General features: G+C 39.3%; 14 protein-coding genes, 1 pseudogene and 2 other annotated features. Of the genes and pseudogenes, 8 read left to right on the top strand and 7 right to left on the bottom strand.

Annotated elements, in window-relative coordinates; genetic code table 11:
• Positions 1-432: 432 nt before the first annotated feature.
• From FTU42_RS13825 to FTU42_RS13810, 4 genes are all read left to right on the top strand, one after another.
• On the top strand, positions 433-1,791 hold the full coding sequence (locus FTU42_RS13825; protein WP_159516660.1) for an NAD(P)-binding domain-containing protein: 1,359 nt from the start codon (positions 433-435) through the stop codon (positions 1,789-1,791).
• Positions 1,792-1,863: 72 nt separating this feature from the next.
• Positions 1,864-2,268, top strand: coding sequence for an IS66 family insertion sequence element accessory protein TnpB (locus FTU42_RS14945; RefSeq protein WP_227523651.1), 405 nt, complete (start codon positions 1,864-1,866; stop codon positions 2,266-2,268).
• Positions 2,265-2,600, top strand: coding sequence for an IS66 family insertion sequence element accessory protein TnpB (tnpB, locus tag FTU42_RS13815; RefSeq protein WP_074382683.1), 336 nt, complete (start codon positions 2,265-2,267; stop codon positions 2,598-2,600). Before FTU42_RS14945 ends, tnpB begins: the two co-directional genes overlap by 4 nt.
• Positions 2,601-2,674: 74 nt before the next feature.
• Positions 2,675-4,336 carry an IS66 family transposase gene (locus FTU42_RS13810; RefSeq protein ID WP_180076613.1) on the top strand — a complete coding sequence of 554 codons (1,662 nt, stop codon included), beginning with the start codon at positions 2,675-2,677 and terminating at the stop codon, positions 4,334-4,336.
• A 140-nt stretch (positions 4,337-4,476) separates the two neighbouring features.
• Here FTU42_RS13810 and FTU42_RS13805 read toward each other — a convergent pair whose 3' ends face one another.
• The 3 genes from FTU42_RS13805 to FTU42_RS13795 form a co-directional block, all read right to left on the bottom strand.
• Complete coding sequence (locus tag FTU42_RS13805; protein WP_005093807.1) at positions 4,477-4,971, bottom strand: flavin reductase; 495 nt, start codon at positions 4,969-4,971, stop codon at positions 4,477-4,479.
• Between the two features lie 98 nt (positions 4,972-5,069).
• Positions 5,070-6,113, bottom strand: a complete 1,044-nt coding sequence (locus tag FTU42_RS13800; protein WP_004733166.1) for a methionine synthase — start codon at positions 6,111-6,113, stop codon at positions 5,070-5,072.
• Positions 6,114-6,163: 50 nt separating this feature from the next.
• Positions 6,164-7,147: a putative oxygenase MesX gene (locus FTU42_RS13795; protein WP_159138861.1), complete on the bottom strand. Its 984-nt coding sequence runs from the start codon at positions 7,145-7,147 to the stop codon at positions 6,164-6,166.
• A 273-nt stretch (positions 7,148-7,420) separates the two neighbouring features.
• On the opposite strand from FTU42_RS13795, the gene FTU42_RS13790 reads away from it, so the two are divergent.
• Positions 7,421-8,640, top strand: a protein-coding gene (locus FTU42_RS13790) for an IS3 family transposase (RefSeq protein WP_180078807.1) whose coding sequence is annotated in 2 segments (ribosomal slippage) — positions 7,421-7,697 and positions 7,697-8,640 — 1,221 coding nt in all. Because the reading frame shifts where the segments join, the coding sequence is not laid out codon by codon here.
• Positions 7,696-7,812, top strand: a sequence feature (AL1L pseudoknot). It overlaps the preceding gene by 117 nt.
• A gap of 284 nt (positions 8,641-8,924) precedes the next feature.
• On the opposite strand, the gene FTU42_RS13785 is transcribed toward FTU42_RS13790, so the two are convergent.
• The 3 genes from FTU42_RS13785 to mqo form a co-directional block, all read right to left on the bottom strand.
• The gene (locus tag FTU42_RS13785; RefSeq protein ID WP_180083611.1) at positions 8,925-9,410 is read right to left on the bottom strand and encodes a hypothetical protein; all 486 of its coding nucleotides are present in this window, start codon (positions 9,408-9,410) and stop codon (positions 8,925-8,927) included.
• A gap of 56 nt (positions 9,411-9,466) precedes the next feature.
• Positions 9,467-10,741 (bottom strand): MFS transporter, encoded by a 1,275-nt coding sequence (locus tag FTU42_RS13780; protein WP_074382676.1) that lies wholly within the window; start codon positions 10,739-10,741, stop codon positions 9,467-9,469.
• 72 nt (positions 10,742-10,813) lie between these two features.
• On the bottom strand, positions 10,814-12,448 hold the full coding sequence (gene mqo, locus FTU42_RS13775) for a malate dehydrogenase (quinone) (protein ID WP_074382675.1): 1,635 nt from the start codon (positions 12,446-12,448) through the stop codon (positions 10,814-10,816).
• Between the two features lie 275 nt (positions 12,449-12,723).
• Between mqo and FTU42_RS13770 the strand changes: the two genes are divergently transcribed.
• The 3 genes from FTU42_RS13770 (at position 12,724) to FTU42_RS13760 (ending at position 16,600) form a co-directional block, all read left to right on the top strand.
• Complete coding sequence (locus FTU42_RS13770) at positions 12,724-13,545, top strand: IS5 family transposase (protein WP_180078804.1); 822 nt, start codon at positions 12,724-12,726, stop codon at positions 13,543-13,545.
• Between the two features lie 273 nt (positions 13,546-13,818).
• Positions 13,819-15,038, top strand: a protein-coding gene (locus FTU42_RS13765) for an IS3 family transposase (protein WP_180076614.1) whose coding sequence is annotated in 2 segments (ribosomal slippage) — positions 13,819-14,095 and positions 14,095-15,038 — 1,221 coding nt in all. Because the reading frame shifts where the segments join, the coding sequence is not laid out codon by codon here.
• Positions 14,094-14,210 (top strand) — a sequence feature (AL1L pseudoknot). It overlaps the preceding gene by 117 nt.
• 359 nt (positions 15,039-15,397) lie before the next feature.
• The gene (locus tag FTU42_RS13760; RefSeq protein ID WP_100355904.1) at positions 15,398-16,600 is read left to right on the top strand and encodes a tyrosine-type recombinase/integrase; all 1,203 of its coding nucleotides are present in this window, start codon (positions 15,398-15,400) and stop codon (positions 16,598-16,600) included.
• A 198-nt stretch (positions 16,601-16,798) separates the two neighbouring features.
• Here the strand turns inward: FTU42_RS13760 and FTU42_RS13755 are convergent.
• Positions 16,799-16,873: pseudogene (locus tag FTU42_RS13755) on the bottom strand (IS6 family transposase); the annotation flags it as partial.

Below are 16,873 nucleotides of genomic sequence, written 5' to 3'. Positions count from 1 at the left end.
GAAAGTAACTTAGACCAGTGTTGATCATTCAGCATTGTACGAGGCATAGCGAGAAGTAAATTTGGTTTGGCGATTAAATTTTACTTTCTCGCTATTTTTTTGAACAGAAAATGTCAACAGACCCTAATGGAATGACTTTAAATTCACTTTTATAACTAAGCAAAGCCACAATTAATCAGAAATTATGATAAGATCAGCTTTCTTAAAAAATGTGTTTTTTATAAAGATGAATTGCTTAGGTAATTTTTACTGTCTTTAGCACATTTTATTATTTTTTCTTTTTTTTAATTCACATCCTATTTTGAACAGATTTTTAATCGCTCAATTTAGGATTGTATTTGCTTATCTTTATAATGCTTATATTTCAAATCCTAAATTGTGACACTCAAAATTGGAGAGGTAATTAAGAACTCAAAACTAATGGAGATAGCAATGGATCGAATTGCAATTATTGGTGCTGGCCCAAGTGGCATGGCCCAATTAAGAGCGTTTCAGTCAGCAAAGGCCAAAGGTCTACAAGTTCCTGAAATTGTATGTTTCGAAAAACAAAATGATTGGGGCGGGCTATGGAACTATACTTGGCGCACTGGTATAGATGAACATGGGGAACCTGTCCACGGCAGTATGTACCGCTATTTATGGTCAAATGGCCCCAAAGAAGCGCTAGAATTTGCCGATTATACTTTTGATGAACATTTCAAAAAACCAATCGCTTCATATCCACCACGTGCAGTACTGTGGGATTACATCAAAGGCCGTGCAGAAAAAGCACAGGTCAAAGATTTAGTTCGTTTCAATAGTGCCGTTCAGCATATTGCCTATGATGAAACAACGCAAAAATTCACGGTAGATGTCGAAGATTATACACAACAACAGCATTATTCAGAACAATTTGATTATGTTGTCGTTGCATCTGGACACTTCTCTACCCCACGCGTTCCTGTTTATGAAGGCTTTGATCAATTCCATGGTCGCATTTTACACGCACACGACTTCCGTGATGCGCTGGAATTTAAAGGCAAGTCTGTGTTATTGGTTGGCAGCAGCTACTCTGCCGAAGACATTGGTTCGCAATGTTATAAATACGGTGCTAAGCAAATTTACAGTTGCTATCGTAGTAAAGCCATGGGCTTTAAATGGCCTAAAAACTGGTCTGAAAAGCCACAATTACTGCGTGTAGATGAAAATACTGCTTATTTTAGTGATGGAACATCTGCCAAAATTGATGCCATTATTTTATGCACAGGCTATTTGCACCACTTCCCATTTATTGAAGATAACCTACGCCTCAGAACACATAACTGCCTTTATCCGCAGGGTTTATATCAGGGTGTGGTGTGGGAAAAGAATCCTCGCTTGTTCTACTTGGGCATGCAAGATCAATGGTACACCTTCAATATGTTCGATGCGCAAGCATGGTTTGTCCGTGATGTGATTTTGGGCAAAATTGCTTTACCAAGCACGGCAGAAATGCAGAGCCATACGCAGACCTTACATCAAAAAGAGCAGCGCCTATTGAACGATGAACAATCTGCCCGCTTCCAAGGTGACTACATCAAACGCCTGATTGCGCAGACGGACTATCCATCATTCAATATTGATGCAGTGCATGATATTTTCATGCAATGGAAAAAGCATAAAAAAGAAAACATTATGGGCTTTAGAGATAAAGTCTATCGCTCAGTAATGACTGGAAAAATGGCTAAGCCACATCACACGCCATGGTTATATGCGCTAGATGATTCTTTAGAAAACTATTTGGAAGATGAAGCACAACGTGAAGCGATGTAAGGCTTAATCACAAAAAGCCACACAATACGCAGCAAAATAGCCAACAAGCCCCATAAGTTATGGTCATGGGGTTTGTTGTTTGGACTGCCACCACTCTCCGAGACAAATAAGGCCGTACAGCCTTTACGACGTAACAACCCTGATGAACATGAACCTCTCGAAGCAAAGAAAGAAATCCTTTGCCTTAAAGCACCGAACGTTTCAATTGCTTCGGTCGCTTTGCAACATGGATTGAATACAAATCTTGTATCCAAATGGATTCGCTTAATTGATGGTAAGCCAGGGAATGATCGCTCACCACTACCGAATAAACCTGCATTTATTGCCTTATCTTGCTCTGCACCATTAGATCCTACTCCTACTGACATGTTAACGGTTCAAATTACTTTACCCCACTCAAAAGCAGAAATTGGCTTGAAATGGCAAGTATCAGAAATATCTGCTTTAGCAGAATTACTCAAGGCACTTGCAACATGATCCATATCGATGAAATCTGGCTCTCTACCCAGCCGATGGACATGCGTGCGGGTATGGATACTGCCATGGCTCAGGTGCTGAGAGCCTTTGGCTCGATCAAACCGCATTGCGCCTACCTGTTCTGTAATAAGCGTGGCCATCGCATGAAAGTGCTGGTGCATGATGGATTGGGCATCTGGCTGTGTGCCCGGCGGCTGGAACAGGGTAAATTTCACTGGGCTCAGATTCACCAGGGTGAAACCGTAGCCCTCAGCCCAGAGCAGTTGCAGGCACTGATCCAGGGTTTACCCTGGCAGAGAATTGGACGACAGCAGGTGGTGACGATGCTCTAAACCAGGCTCGTACATTCTGCTATTCTCCAAACGTTCTATTTCATTCTCTTCATGACCTCAGGCATACTGCGGTCATGAAAACGCTGCCTGATTTAAACCAACTGACCCATGAGCAACTGCTGGAATTTACCCGGCAATTGGCGATGCAGCATCAGTCTTTGGCACAATCAAATCAGCAATTAGATGCCAAAGTTCAACATCTGGAAGTCACCAATCAACAATTAGATGGCAAAGTTCAACATCTGGAAGCATGCAACCAACATCTCTCTATTCTCACTCAAAAATACGAGCATGAACTGGCTCTGTTTAAAAAGCACAAATTCGCCCAAAAGAATGAACACCTAACAGCAAAACAAATCCATCTGTGGGACGAAGCAGTCGAAGAGGATATCGCAGCCGTTGATCTGGAACTGGAGCGGCTGAATGCAGATAAAACTGATGCAGCGACACAGAAAGCCACAGTCAACAAACCTAAACGTCGACTGCTGCCAGATCATCTACACACCATCCGTATTGAGCATGAACCTGCATCAACCCAATGCAGTTGTGGCTGCCAGTTACGTCGTATCGGCGAAGATATCAGTGAAAAACTGCATTTCAGACCGGCACAGTTCTACAAGGAACAGCATGTCCGTGGCAAATGGGTCTGTGATCAGTGCGACACTCTGACTCAGCAAGCGATGCCTGCCTATGTGATTGATAAAGGCATTGCTTCACCTGAATTGCTCAGCCATGTGCTGGTATCGAAGTATGCCGATCATTTGCCGCTGTACCGTCAGCGCCTGATCTATCAGCGGGCGGGCATTGATCTGTCCAGATCTACTTTATCTGACTGGATTGGTTGCTGCGGTGTGGAACTGGAACCTCTGGCCAATGCCTTAAAACAGGTGGTGCTGCAACAGCGGGTGATCCATGCCGATGAAACGCCGGTCACCATCATGCGGATGGGTGATGATGAGAAAAAACCGAAGAAAGGTTATGTCTGGGCCTATGCCACTACACAGTACAATCCAGTTCAAGCGGTGATCTATGACTTTCAGGATAGCCGTTCAGGTCAGCATGCTGAAGAGTTCCTGAATGGCTGGCAGGGTCATCTGGTCTGTGATGATTACAGTGGTTATAAAGCACGCTTTAAATCAGGCCAGGTCATTGAGGTGGGCTGCATGGCACATGCACGTCGTAAATTTCATGAACTGCATGTGACCGGGAAAAGTCAGATCGCTGAACAGGCATTAGTGCTGATTCAGAAACTGTATGCCATAGAAGCAGAACTCAGGAAAAAGACCGATGGTACAGCAGAACATCGCCGCGAATACCGGCAACAGCATAGCCAAACGGTGATGCAACAACTGTATGAATGGCTCAGCCAACATTATCTGGCGGTGCCATCGAGTTCTCCAACTGCCAAGGCGATCAATTACAGCCTAAAACGTTGGCAGGCACTCTGCCGCTATCTGAATGATGGCAATTTGCCTATAGATATGAGCAGCATTGCTGCGCAAGGGATTGAAAATCAGATGCGCCCCTGGGCGTTGGGACGTAAGAACTGGCTGTTTGCTGGCTCGCTGCGCAGCGGCCAACGAGCTGCCAATATCATGACTTTAATCCAGTCAGCAAAGCTGAATGGACTGGATCCGTATGCCTATTTAAGTGATGTGCTGAAAAGGCTGCCGACGCATAAAGTCACCCAAATAGAAGAATTACTGCCACACCGCTGGAAATCCGACCAAAATTAAAAAATAGGTATGGGGTTCAGCGGACGCTTACCCGACACCAAACAGCCCTGCTGCAAAACCAGCAAAAGCACCGATGACTAAAAAGGTTATAAGTTCCACAATAGACTAACTTTAAAAAATGAAAGGATTAAGGCGTTGAATTAAGCGTGTTCCAACTGACCCACTTGATGATAAGCACGGTTAAAATACACCAGGCTTTCTTCTTGATCGCTTTGTTGAACTTGAAGCACACGACACATGAAAATACTGTGTGTACCCACTTGCTGAATGTCCTGAATTTCACAGTCAAAACTGACCAAGGCATCTTGCAAAATAGGTGAACCAGTTTCCAACGCACTCCACTCACCTAAGTTGAAACGCTCTTCAGAACTGAATTTACTTGAAGCAAAAGCATTTGAAAGCTGTTCATGCTGAGTACTTAGTACGTTTACAGCCAAGACTTTATTTTCAACAAAATGGGCATGTGAACGGGAGGATTGATTCATACAGACCAATAACGTTGGCGGTGTATCCGTCACGCTACATACGGCAGATGCAGTAAATCCATGCATACCTGCTTTACTCGCAGTCGTAATAACATTCACTGCTGTGGTGAGTAAAGACATTGCATTTCTAAAGTCTGTTGCTTCAATCATCTCTTTCATCTCAAATGTACATATCACGTGCTCGTGCTTTAAGTAGAACAAATCATCTTGCAATAATTTGCCCCTGCTTCGCACGAGACTACGTTTGATTAAGCTTCTAGCTCTTTACGAACAATGGCAGCACCTGCGCTTAAAGCCTCAAGCTTGCCACGTGCAACTTGGCGAGAAAGTGGTGTCATACCACAGTTGGTTGAAGGATAGAGTTTATCTGCATCAACAAATTGAAGTGCTTTACGTAAGGTATTCGCCACTTCTTCTGCAGTTTCAACTTTGCTAGTTGCTACATCAATGGCACCCACCATCACTTTCTTACCACGGATCAATTCAATCAAATCCATTGGTACACGTGAGTTTTGGCATTCAAGTGAAATAATATCGAGCTTAGATTGTTGTAGTTTCGGGAATGACTCTTCGTATTGACGCCATTCATTACCTAAAGTTTGTTTCCAATCTGTATTGGCTTTAATGCCGTAACCATAGCAAATATGAACTGCAGTTTCACATTTTAGACCTTCAAGTGCACGTTCTAAGGTTGGTACACCCCAGTCATTCACTTCATCAAAGAATACGTTAAACGCAGGTTCATCAAATTGGATAATGTCTACGCCTGCTGCTTCAAGTTCTAAAGCTTCTTGGTTCAAAATTTTGGCAAATTCCCAAGCCAGTTTTTCACGGCTCTTGTAGTGTCCGTCAAAAAGTGTATCAATCATGGTCATTGGACCAGGCAACGCCCATTTAATTGGCTGACTGGTTTGGCTGCGTAAAAATTTCGCATCGTCTACAAACACTGCTTTTTTACGAGAAACTTCACCCACAACTGAAGGTACACTTGCATCATAACGATTACGAATACGCATGGTTTCACGCTTTTCGAAATCTACACCTTCAAGATGTTCAATAAACGTGGTTACAAAGTGCTGACGGGTTTGCTCACCATCACTCACGATATCGATACCTGCAGTGACTTGCTCATGTAATGATAATTTCAAAGCATCACGTTTAGCTTCTAATAATTCTTCGCCTTCAAGCTTCCATGCAGACCATAATTTTTCAGGTTCAGCTAACCAAGACGGTTTTGGCAAGCTACCCGCAGTTGAAGTTGGGAGTAAAAGTTTCGGTTGTGTAAGCGCCATGTCTAATCTTCTTTGTCTAAATTCGTAAATCTGTTTATCAATTTAATGGATTAAGCAGCTGTTTCGACTTCGAAATTTGCAGCCCATTCATTTAAAATGTCTTGATAAGGCTTAATGAAGTTTTCTTCCGTCCATTTACCTTGTTTAACTGCAAGCTCACCACGTTCCACACGGTCATAGACCACACGTGTAAGTGAATAATCGCCATAGCTTAGACTTGGTTGATACACCACACCTGCAGGAGAGTTGGTGTTGTAAATTTCAGGACGATAGATCCGTTGGAAACTTTCCATGGTCGCAATAGCACTGATCAATTCAAAATCAGTATAATCACGGACTAAATCGCCAGCGAAATAGAATGCTAATGGTGCATTACCACCTTCTGGTTTAAAGTAGCGTACACGTAAACCCATTTTGGCAAAATATTCATCGGTACGTGAATATTCATCATTTTTGTATTCCACACCCAAAATAGGATGTACGTTGGCTGTACGGAAATACGTTTTAGAGGTTGAAACGCTTAAGCAAATGACAGGTTGTTTTTTAAATTCTGCTTTAAATACATCTGAATTGACTAAATGTTGATAAAGCTTGCCATGTAGATTGCCAAAATCTTCAGGTTTTTCACCTACACCACAACCCAATTGTGGCAATACCACGCTGAAGTCGTAATCACGCACATAAGATGAGAAGCTATTGCCGATCATGCCTTCAATACGCTCACCTGTTTGATGGTCAATCACAACACTTTTAAGTGTTTCAATAAATGGGAAAGTTTGACCATTACCTTCAATATCAATTTCCGCAGAAATAATGTCAATCTCAAGTGAATAGCGATCACCTTTCGGGTTATCAACGGTTGCCAAGCTATTAAAACGGTTGTTGATCATCGCAAGGGTACGACGCAAGTTTTCTTCACGGCTTTCCCCACGTGCCAAATTGGCAAAGTTTGTGGTTAAACGTGTGTTTTCTGCTGGTGTATAATTCTCATCAAAACGGATACGTTTAATTGAACACTCAAATGCTGTACTCATGGAGATTGCCACCTAAAAATTTTATAAAAAGTTAAATTTCTGAATGGCTATATTTAAACGTGAATAAGAAAGTGAGTAAAACGATATAAATTCAGCTTAAGATGAGAAATACTCATCTTAATAAATTAAAGATGCTGAGGATTTTTAGTTATTCAGTAAGCTAAGCGGCTATCTAAAATCTTTATCTGAAATTGGTAATGTTTTTTGCAACTCTACCAAAGATAGAACCGTACCGGGTTTGTCGGAGACTCAATATTCTGAGAGACTATTCCGATGACAAAATTAAAATATACCCCTGAAATCAGAGAAAGAGCGGTTCAATTACTAATTGAATCTGAAAAAGATTATCCTTCTACTTGGGCTGCAATCACAGCAATTGCGCCTAAGATTGGTTGTACTCCTGAAACACTTCGTGCCTGGCATCAAAAGCATTTAGATCAGCAAAATCCTATTAAAGTACAACAGATATCTGATCAAGAAAAAATGAAGCAAATGGAACGTGAAATTAAAGAATTAAAGCGTGCCAATGAAATTCTACGTAAAGCAGCCGCTTTTTTCGCCCAGGCGGAGCTCGACCGCCCATACAAATAATGGTGGATTTTATCCATAACAATAAAGATCGATATGGTGTTGATGCGATTTGTAGGATTTTACCGATCGCAGCTTCAACCTATTACCGGACTTTAGATCTCACAGTAAATCCAGAACATCGAGCGAAACGAGATCTACATGATGAGCATCATGCTGAACAAATTAAACGAATTTGGAAGGAAAGTTCAGGTCGATATGGTGTACGTAAAGTCTGGCAAAAATTAAAACGTGAGGGTTATGTTATTGCACGTTGTACAGTTGCTCGATTGATGCAAAAGCTAGGTATACAAGGTGTTTGGCGTGGTAAGAATAAACAAACCACCCGTAACCGAGATGACCAAAAACGGGCAGATGATTTAGTGAAACGTAATTTTAATGCTGATCATCCAAACCAACTATGGGTGGGTGACTTTACCTATATTCAAACTCATTCAGGCTGGGTCTATACCGCATTTGTTATTGATGTGTTCTCACGAGCAATTGTTGGATGGAAAGTATCTACACGGATGAATACAGATATGGTGCTCGATGCATTGGAGCAAGCATTGCACGATCGAGGCATGCCAAAGAATGTGATTCATCATTCCGATAGAGGTGTTCAATATTTTTCTATTCGCTATACCAATCGTTTAGAAGCTGCAAATTTACGAGCATCAGTCGGTACAACTGGTGATTCATACGATAATGCTCTGGCTGAAACGGTGAATGGCTTATACAAAACAGAGGTGATTGAATATTTAAAAGCAGATTGGCAAGGTTTAGCAGATGTACAACTTGCGACACTAAACTGGGTAGATTGGTTCAATAAAAAGCGTGTACACAGTGCACTGGGTTATGTATCGCCTTTTGAGTTTGAAGCAATGTACTATGATAAGATTAACCCGTTAGGTCAGGTGGCCTAACTTAAATAAAAAAGTCTCCGACAAACCCGGTACGGTTCAAAATAACTTTAAAATTTTCTTAGTGAGCAAGATGGCCAATACTTATTAGAAGAAAAATCTTTTGTTTATGATGCTGAAAATGATCAATTTCTAGAATCGGATATACAGGCATTTTATTCCCTTTTATCTGCAATTCTAGACTGGCAAGACCCGCCTTTTAAAGGCAGTTTTCCTATGTAATAACATCGATAAATCAGAATTAGGATTGTAAATTTTTCACCCACCGAATTTTTTTGTGCTAGCTGTTATAATGCGCCAAATTGCTGCCAAGTCTCATCATTATGTAAAGAGTCATAATAATTTTGCAGTTCTACTAAATCATAATATTGAATATAAGCTAATAGCAATAGGCCGAGGATCAGTCCAACTTTAAGACAACTAAGTCTATTTGGCTTTCTATATAAATTATCTATTCCAAAAGCAGTTAGAATTAAAGAAGGAACCAATACAATTGTTTTTAAATGGTTTAGAAAGTGAATTCCATGTGTATACAATAACCCAATAATAAGCAAAACTATCCCTAAACTGGTGTAAATACGGTCATGCAGAGAAGTGCGTAACGTGAAATTACATTGAAAAGCTAAAATAAAAGTTGCAAATAAATAAAAACCAGTTCCACCAATAATGAACGTATAAATTGCATTGAATAGGCAATAAGCCAACAACACTGATAGTGCGAAAGAATAGAGTTTGGTATAGAGAATGTGTGAAAAGGTGAAAATCTGTTTCATAATTTGCTCTATTGAAAACTCACATCCTATTAAAAGAGGATTTGAAGCTTAACATACTATTCACTTTTTGCCACTGGGGCATGTTTTTTTAGTGTTGGAGATGGCTTGAATAAATGTCGCGTACGAGTAGAGCTTAGACCACAGATTATTAAACACAGCGTCCCTCCAATAAGTACTGCTGGCACCACAGAAAAATAGCGCGTCATCAGGCTCATGTGTAGGGCACCGAGCTGATTGCCTGAAGTGACTAATATGCCATTTAAAGCCGCTACACGCCCTAATAGTGCTTTTGGGGGGAGTTGCTGTAATAAAGTTTGTCGAATGACCATGCTAATGCTATCAAAGGCACCGATTAAAACAAGGAAGAAGACTGAGAGCCAAACATGGGAGGATAGTGCAAAGGCTAAAATACATAAAGCAATTGCAAAACTACTATAGAGCATATTTCTCCATGCATTTTGCATCGGAGAATAACAGGTCAACATCAACATCATGATACAGGCGCCAATAGCTGGTGCAGCTCTGAGTATACCTAAGCCTTCAACACCAAGATGCAGGATATCGTGTGCAAAAATAGGCAGTAAGATAATGACACTACAAAAAAGCATGACGCTGAGATCCAGCAACATACTCCAAAACATTAGTGGATGTTTAAAAATAAACAAATAGGCTTCTTTCAAACTTTTGCTCAAATGCTGTTTATGTGGGCTAGGGAATTGACGAGGACTTAATCTGAATAAGCAGATGCTACCCACGCAACACAAGAAAAAAACAATAAAGAGGGTCTTTTCAAGCCCAAGTTGGCCGAGTAAAAGTCCTGCGCATAAAGGCGCTAAAATGCCGCCTATTTGCCAAATGAGCGCGGTCCATGTGGCTGCATTGCTATAGGCTGACTCGGGGGTTAGAAAAGGGCGTAATGAATTAAATGATGGGCTGTAAATGCCTCTAAGTATGCCTAAGCAAAAGATGAGGCTATAAATGCCGCATAAAAGTGTATTTTGTTGAATGTGCTGTTGTTGGTACTGAGAAAAAAGAATAATAAATAATAATGGAATTAAAGTGCTACAGCTAAAACTCCACTGCACAATTTTTTGTCGGTTATAGCGATCAGCCCAGTCGCCACTGATCAGGGAGAGGCAAATAAAGGGGAGTAACTCAATTAAGGCAATCATGCCAAGGCTGAGTGGATTTTGAGTGAGTTGATAGATACTATAGGCAATGACGACTTCTTGAATCATGATGGTTAGAATTAAGCACAACTGATTGACACTCAGAAGTGAAAAATCACGTGAACGAAAAGCCAAAAAAGCATCGGAATGGAAAAGCGACATAAACAGAATAGTTTCAAATATGAATTAAAAAAGGATGGCGCAAAGTCCATCCTTTTTAGGGTTTAAAGCAGATTACTGTGCTTTTGCTACCGCAATAGTTTCGTCATTTGCAGCTTTAGCCATAGGTGTATATTTCAAACCAAGGGTTGTGCTGGTGTATTGGCGAACTTGGTCAAGAAGCACAGGATTAGTGCTGAGTTCTTGTTGGTACGATTTTACAATTTCATGTAATTTCGGATTCCATTTACCTGCTACTTGCTGAGGGAATGCTTTTTCAAGCAAGCTCAACATAATATAAGGGGAAGTTGAAGCACCAGGAGACGCACCTAATAGGGCAGTCACAGCACCATCTTGTGATGCAAAAATCTCGGTACCAAATTGCAAGCTTGCAGGTTTGCCTGGTTCTTTCTTAATGATTTGAACACGTTGACCACCTTGATTCATGCGCCAGTCTTCTGGTTTTGCATCAGGATAGTATTTTTTCAACTCATTAAAACGGTCTTCATCGGTCATCATGACTTGGCTAACTAAGTATTTCACCAAATCAAGATTTTCCATACCCACAGCAGTCATTGGTAAAACGTTGTTCTTAGTGGTTGATTTCAATAAATCAAGCTGAGAACCTTGTTTTAAGAACTTGTTTGAATAAGTCGCAAATGGGCCAAACAACACATATTTTTTACCGTCGATATAACGTGTATCAATATGTGGAACAGACATTGGAGGTGCGCCTAATTCAGCACGGCCATAAACTTTTGCAGTATGACCTTCAGTGACTTTCGGGTTGTCGGTCATTAAGAACACGCCACCTACAGGGAAGCCAGCATATTGCTTCGCTTCTGGTAAGCCTGTCATTTGTAAAAGTTTAACTGCTGCACCGCCTGCACCAATGAAGACAAAGCGCGTTTTCACGTGATCTGTTTTACCTGTAGTGAGGTTTTTAAATGCAACCGTCCACGTTTTATCATCGTTTTGGCTAATGCCAGTCACTTCAGTCGATGTTTGTAGTTTGAAGTTAGATTGTTTTTTAAGGTGATCGACCAATTGAGTGGTGATCGAACCATAGTTCACATCCGAACCTACATCCATGCGTGTTGCAGCTACTTTCTGTGCAGCATCACGGCCATTCATTACCAATGGTGCCCATTGTTTAATTTCAGCAGGATTCTCAGAGAATTTCATGCCATAGAACATTGGGTTTTTAACCATTGCAGCATAACGTTTTTCTAGGAAATTCACGTTATCGCCCCAAACGAAGGCAATGTGCGGCACAGGATTGATAAAGCTATTTGGTTGACCCAAAACACCTTCTTTCACCTGATAAGACCAGAACTGTTTTGCAACTTCAAATTGTTCCGCAACGTTCACAGCTTTAGAAATGTCCATTTTTCCATCTTTTTCAGAGGTATAGTTCATTTCCATAAAGCCAGAGTGGCCTGTACCAGCATTGTTGAAGCCGTTTGAGCTTTCTTGGGCAACATTGTCTAGGCGTTCATACATGCGAATTTGCCAGTTTGGCTCAAGCTCGCTTAGATATGTGCCTAAAGTTGCACTCATGATCCCACCGCCCACTAAGACTGCGTCAACAACAGGCTCATTGCTGGTGGTTTGAATTTTTTTAGACGCGATAGGTCTAAATAAAAAGATTAGTGCTGCAATAATAAGCAGAACGATGAATACCAATAGGTATTTTAAAAATTTATTCATGCGATTATGACCATGGAGGGCAGGTTTGGATCGCTTTATAGCGAAGACAAGAATAACAATTATGGTGATAGGAACACTTGTAAAGAATTAGCTTAGAGAATTGAAGTAATACTCAAAATTACAAGTATGCAAAGATTAACGTTCGAAGCTATCACACATTTTTGATTGATGGATATTTTAGACTAAATACATATTGACTTAGTGATTTTTATTGTAAATGAACATGATTAAAATAGACCTCTTGCGAAAGTAAAAACTGCCTCAATATAGATTTCATGAAATATCAGAAATTAAATCGTTTTTCAGATTCTGAATTCCAGCGCTTGGTTGGTGTACCTCGAGCAGTTTTTAGTGAAATGGTCGAAGTTTTAAAAGAAGCAGAATCACTTAAAAAGAAATTAGGGCGTCCTCATACTTTAGCTATAGAGGATCAATTATTATTAACACTCAATTACTTACGGAGCTACAACACCCAATTGGAATTGGCGGCAAATTACCATATCGCTGAAAGTAATGTGAATCGAACTATTAAAAAGGTTGAAGATGCATTAATGAAATCAAGACGTTTTACCCTGCCAAAACGAAGCATTACCACAGCAGACGAACAATTTAACTGGGTAATTATTGATGCGACAGAATGTTTAATAGAACGCCCGAAAAAAAATCAGAGTAAGTTCTACAGTGGTAAAAAGAAGAAACATACGTTAAAAGCCCAAGTGATCTATCATCCGAAGAGCAAACAAATCATAGGAGTAGATATATCGTCTGGCAGTCAGCATGATATTAAATTGGCAAGAAAAACAGTTAAGAAATTCAAACATTGTGAATATATTATGACCGATTTAGGTTACTATGGATTAGAGCAAGATGGCTTTAAATTATTGATGCCAATAAAGAAAAAGAAGAATTTACCCTTATTTGATGTTGAGAAAAAGTACAATAAAATGATTGGAAAAATACGAGTTGTGATCGAACACATCAATAGTCAATTGAAAACATTTAGAATACTAAGTGAACGCTATCGAAATAGACGGAAAAGATTCGGTTTACGCATTAACTTAATCGCTGCACTGGTAAACCGGATGAACTTGCAATAACGACTTTCGCAAGAGATCTATTATAAATACCAATGATGTTGGTTTTTATTGGTTTTTATTTTAATTCAATATCTGGGTTAAAAAATCAGATGTTGAATATTTACACAAATACTCAGTAATTTATGAAAAAGAAGCTTATAACTTGTTTCAAGATTACTTTCCAACGGCTTTATTGCACAAAGATTTGAAAGGCAAAGCGCCCCTAATTGAGCCAAATTTAAGGTGGACCGTACCGGGTTTGTCGGAGAGTCAATATTCTGAGAGACTATCCCGATGACAAAATTAAAATATACCCCTGAAATCAGAGAAAGAGCGGTTCAATTATTGATTGAATCTGAAAAAGATTATCCTTCTACTTGGGCTGCAATCACAGCAATTGCGCCTAAGATTGGTTGTACTCCTGAAACACTTCGTGCCTGGCATCAAAAGCATTTAGATCAGCAAAATCCTATTAAAGTACAACAGATATCTGATCAAGAAAAAATGAAGCAAATGGAACGTGAAATTAAAGAATTAAAGCGTGCCAATGAAATTCTACGTAAAGCAGCCGCTTTTTTCGCCCAGGCGGAGCTCGACCGCCCACACAAATAATGGTGGATTTCATCCATAACAATAAAGATCGATATGGTGTTGATGCGATTTGTAGGATTTTACCGATCGCAGCTTCAACCTATTACCGAACTTTAGATCTCGCTGACAATCCAGAACATCGAGCGAAACGAGATCTACATGATGAGCATCATGCTGAACAAATTAAACGAATTTGGAAGGAAAGTTTAGGTCGATATGGTGTACGTAAAGTTTGGCAAAAATTGAAACGTGAAGGCTATGTTATTGCACGTTGTACAGTTGCTCGATTGATGCAGAAGCTAGATATACAAGGTGTTTGGCGTGGTAAGAACAAACACACTACCCGCAACCGAGATGATCAAAAACGAGCAGATGATTTAGTGAAACGTAATTTTAGTGCTGATCGACCTGACCAATTATGGGTCAGTGACTTTACGTATATTCAAACTCATTCAGGCTGGGTCTATACCGCCTTTATTATTGATGTGTTCTCACGAGCAATTGTTGGATGGAAAGTATCTACACGGATGAATACAGATATGGTGCTCGATGCATTGGAGCAAGCATTGCACGATCGAGGCATGCCAAAGAATGTGATTCATCATTCCGACAGGGGTGTGCAATATCTTTCGATTCGCTATACCAATCGTTTAGAAGCAGCAAATTTACGAGCATCAGTCGGTACAACTGGTGATTCATACGATAATGCTTTGGCTGAAACGGTGAATGGCTTATACAAAACAGAGGTGATTGAATATTTAAAAGCAGATTGGCAAGGTTTAGCAGATGTACAACTTGCGACACTAAACTGGGTAGATTGGTTCAATAAAAAGCGTGTACACAGTGCACTGGGTTACAAGTCGCCTTTTGAGTTTGAAGCAATGTACTATGATAAGATTAACCCGTTAGGTCAGGTGGCCTAACTTAAATAAAAAAGTCTCCGACAAACCCGGTACGGTTCATTTCGTATTCGCTATTTCCATAAGGTTACCCTAATTCTTGTATCGCTCCTGACATAATAACATAACTAATAAGTAACCATGAATCATAGAGCAGAAATGTGAATAGTCATAACATGGGGTTACACTTCAAATGCCAATTTAAGACTTGCAAAATTAATGGTTAATTAATTGGTTACTAAGGACTAGCCAATCTAAATATAAATTTTATTTAACAATTACTTATAGAAATATGTGATGCGTATGATACGCATCATATTAATATCGCTTAAATTTGCTATAATTGAATTGAGCAGTGCATTTTATGGTTAGGTTAAATATTCATGAGTCTTACAGAAGTTAAGATACGCCAGGCTAAGCCAAAGGAAAAAATCTATTTTCTGGCAGATGATGATGGCTTAAGTTTGAAGGTAGAACCAAACGGACGTAAATCTTGGAGTTATCGTTATTCTATTAAAGGTACAAATAAACGTCCTCGCATAAAGTTAGGCGAATATCCTGTCACATCGTTAAAAGAGGCAAGAATTGTCCGGGATGAATATAAATTTAATGGTCATCAAAATAAACCACTGCATCAAAAAAACATAAAAAATTTCCAAGATGTTTGTGAAGAGTGGTTGGAATTTAAAATTAGAAATTCCTTTGAAGACAAACCACGATGCGGAGTCATTCAGCTTGCAAAAAAATGTTTGGATCAAGATGTTTACCCCAATATTGGAGTAATGCCATTTACTGAAGTTAAAAGATATGACTTGGTTAAAATTATTAAAACTATAGAATCTCGGAATGTAAAAGAACCTGTAAAGAAAGCCTATAGCTATTTAAATCAGATTTATGATTATGCTGTAGCAATGGGTTATTGTGAATATAATATTGCCATTGGTCTTCATAAAATATTAATCAATAATAAGATTAAAAAGAATTATCCGTATTTAAAATCAAGTGAGCTATCTAATTTTTTAGCTAGATTAAATAAGGTTAATACAGACCCTATCATTAAAAAAGCATTGTTATTTAAGTTATATACAGGTGTACGTGGTAGTGAATTACTGCTTTGTGAACCACATCAATTCGATTTGGATAAAAAAATATGGAAAATACCAGCCTTACATATTAAACAATATAGAAGAAAAGTTATTTTAGGTCATGATATTCCTGATTTTTTAGTTCCACTATCTGATCAAGCACTGGAAGTTGTAAAATCTGCACTAATCTGGTCTCATGGAGAGAAATATGTTTTTTCTAGTCCACGAAATAAAAATAAACCCATTCATTTTAATACGCTTAACTTGATTATTAGAAAAATGGGATACAGGAAAAATGAATTATCTTCTCATGGTTTACGCTCAACGTTTAGTACAATATTAAATGAATCTGGCTTATTTCAATCGAATTGGATTGAAGCACAGCTATCCCATACTGATAAAAATAAAACCCGTGCCAGCTATAATCATGCAGAATATTTTAATCAGCGTGTTGAGATGATGCAATGGTGGGGAGATTTTATAGATAATTGTACTCTATGATTATTAGATCTCATTCATAAATAAAAAAATGATCGTTATATTTAAATAGATATTAAAAGTTCCTTCAAACCCGGTACAGTTTATACGGTAATCACCCCCCAAAATTTACTATATTTATCACTTATAATTACTATAGTTAATTTTCTGGCACTGTTGCAAATAGTGATTTGAGTCGATGATGTTCCCTTTAAAAAGTGCTTAGAGACCGAAAACCCTGTTGATTAGACACACTTCACCCTGAGGCTGACCATAATAAAATGACGATGCTTGTCC

The sequence above is a fragment of the Acinetobacter sp. YH12102 genome, assembly GCF_013419125.1.
Lineage (GTDB): Bacteria > Pseudomonadota > Gammaproteobacteria > Pseudomonadales > Moraxellaceae > Acinetobacter > Acinetobacter pseudolwoffii.
This window is presented reverse-complemented; position numbering and strand designations above follow the sequence as displayed.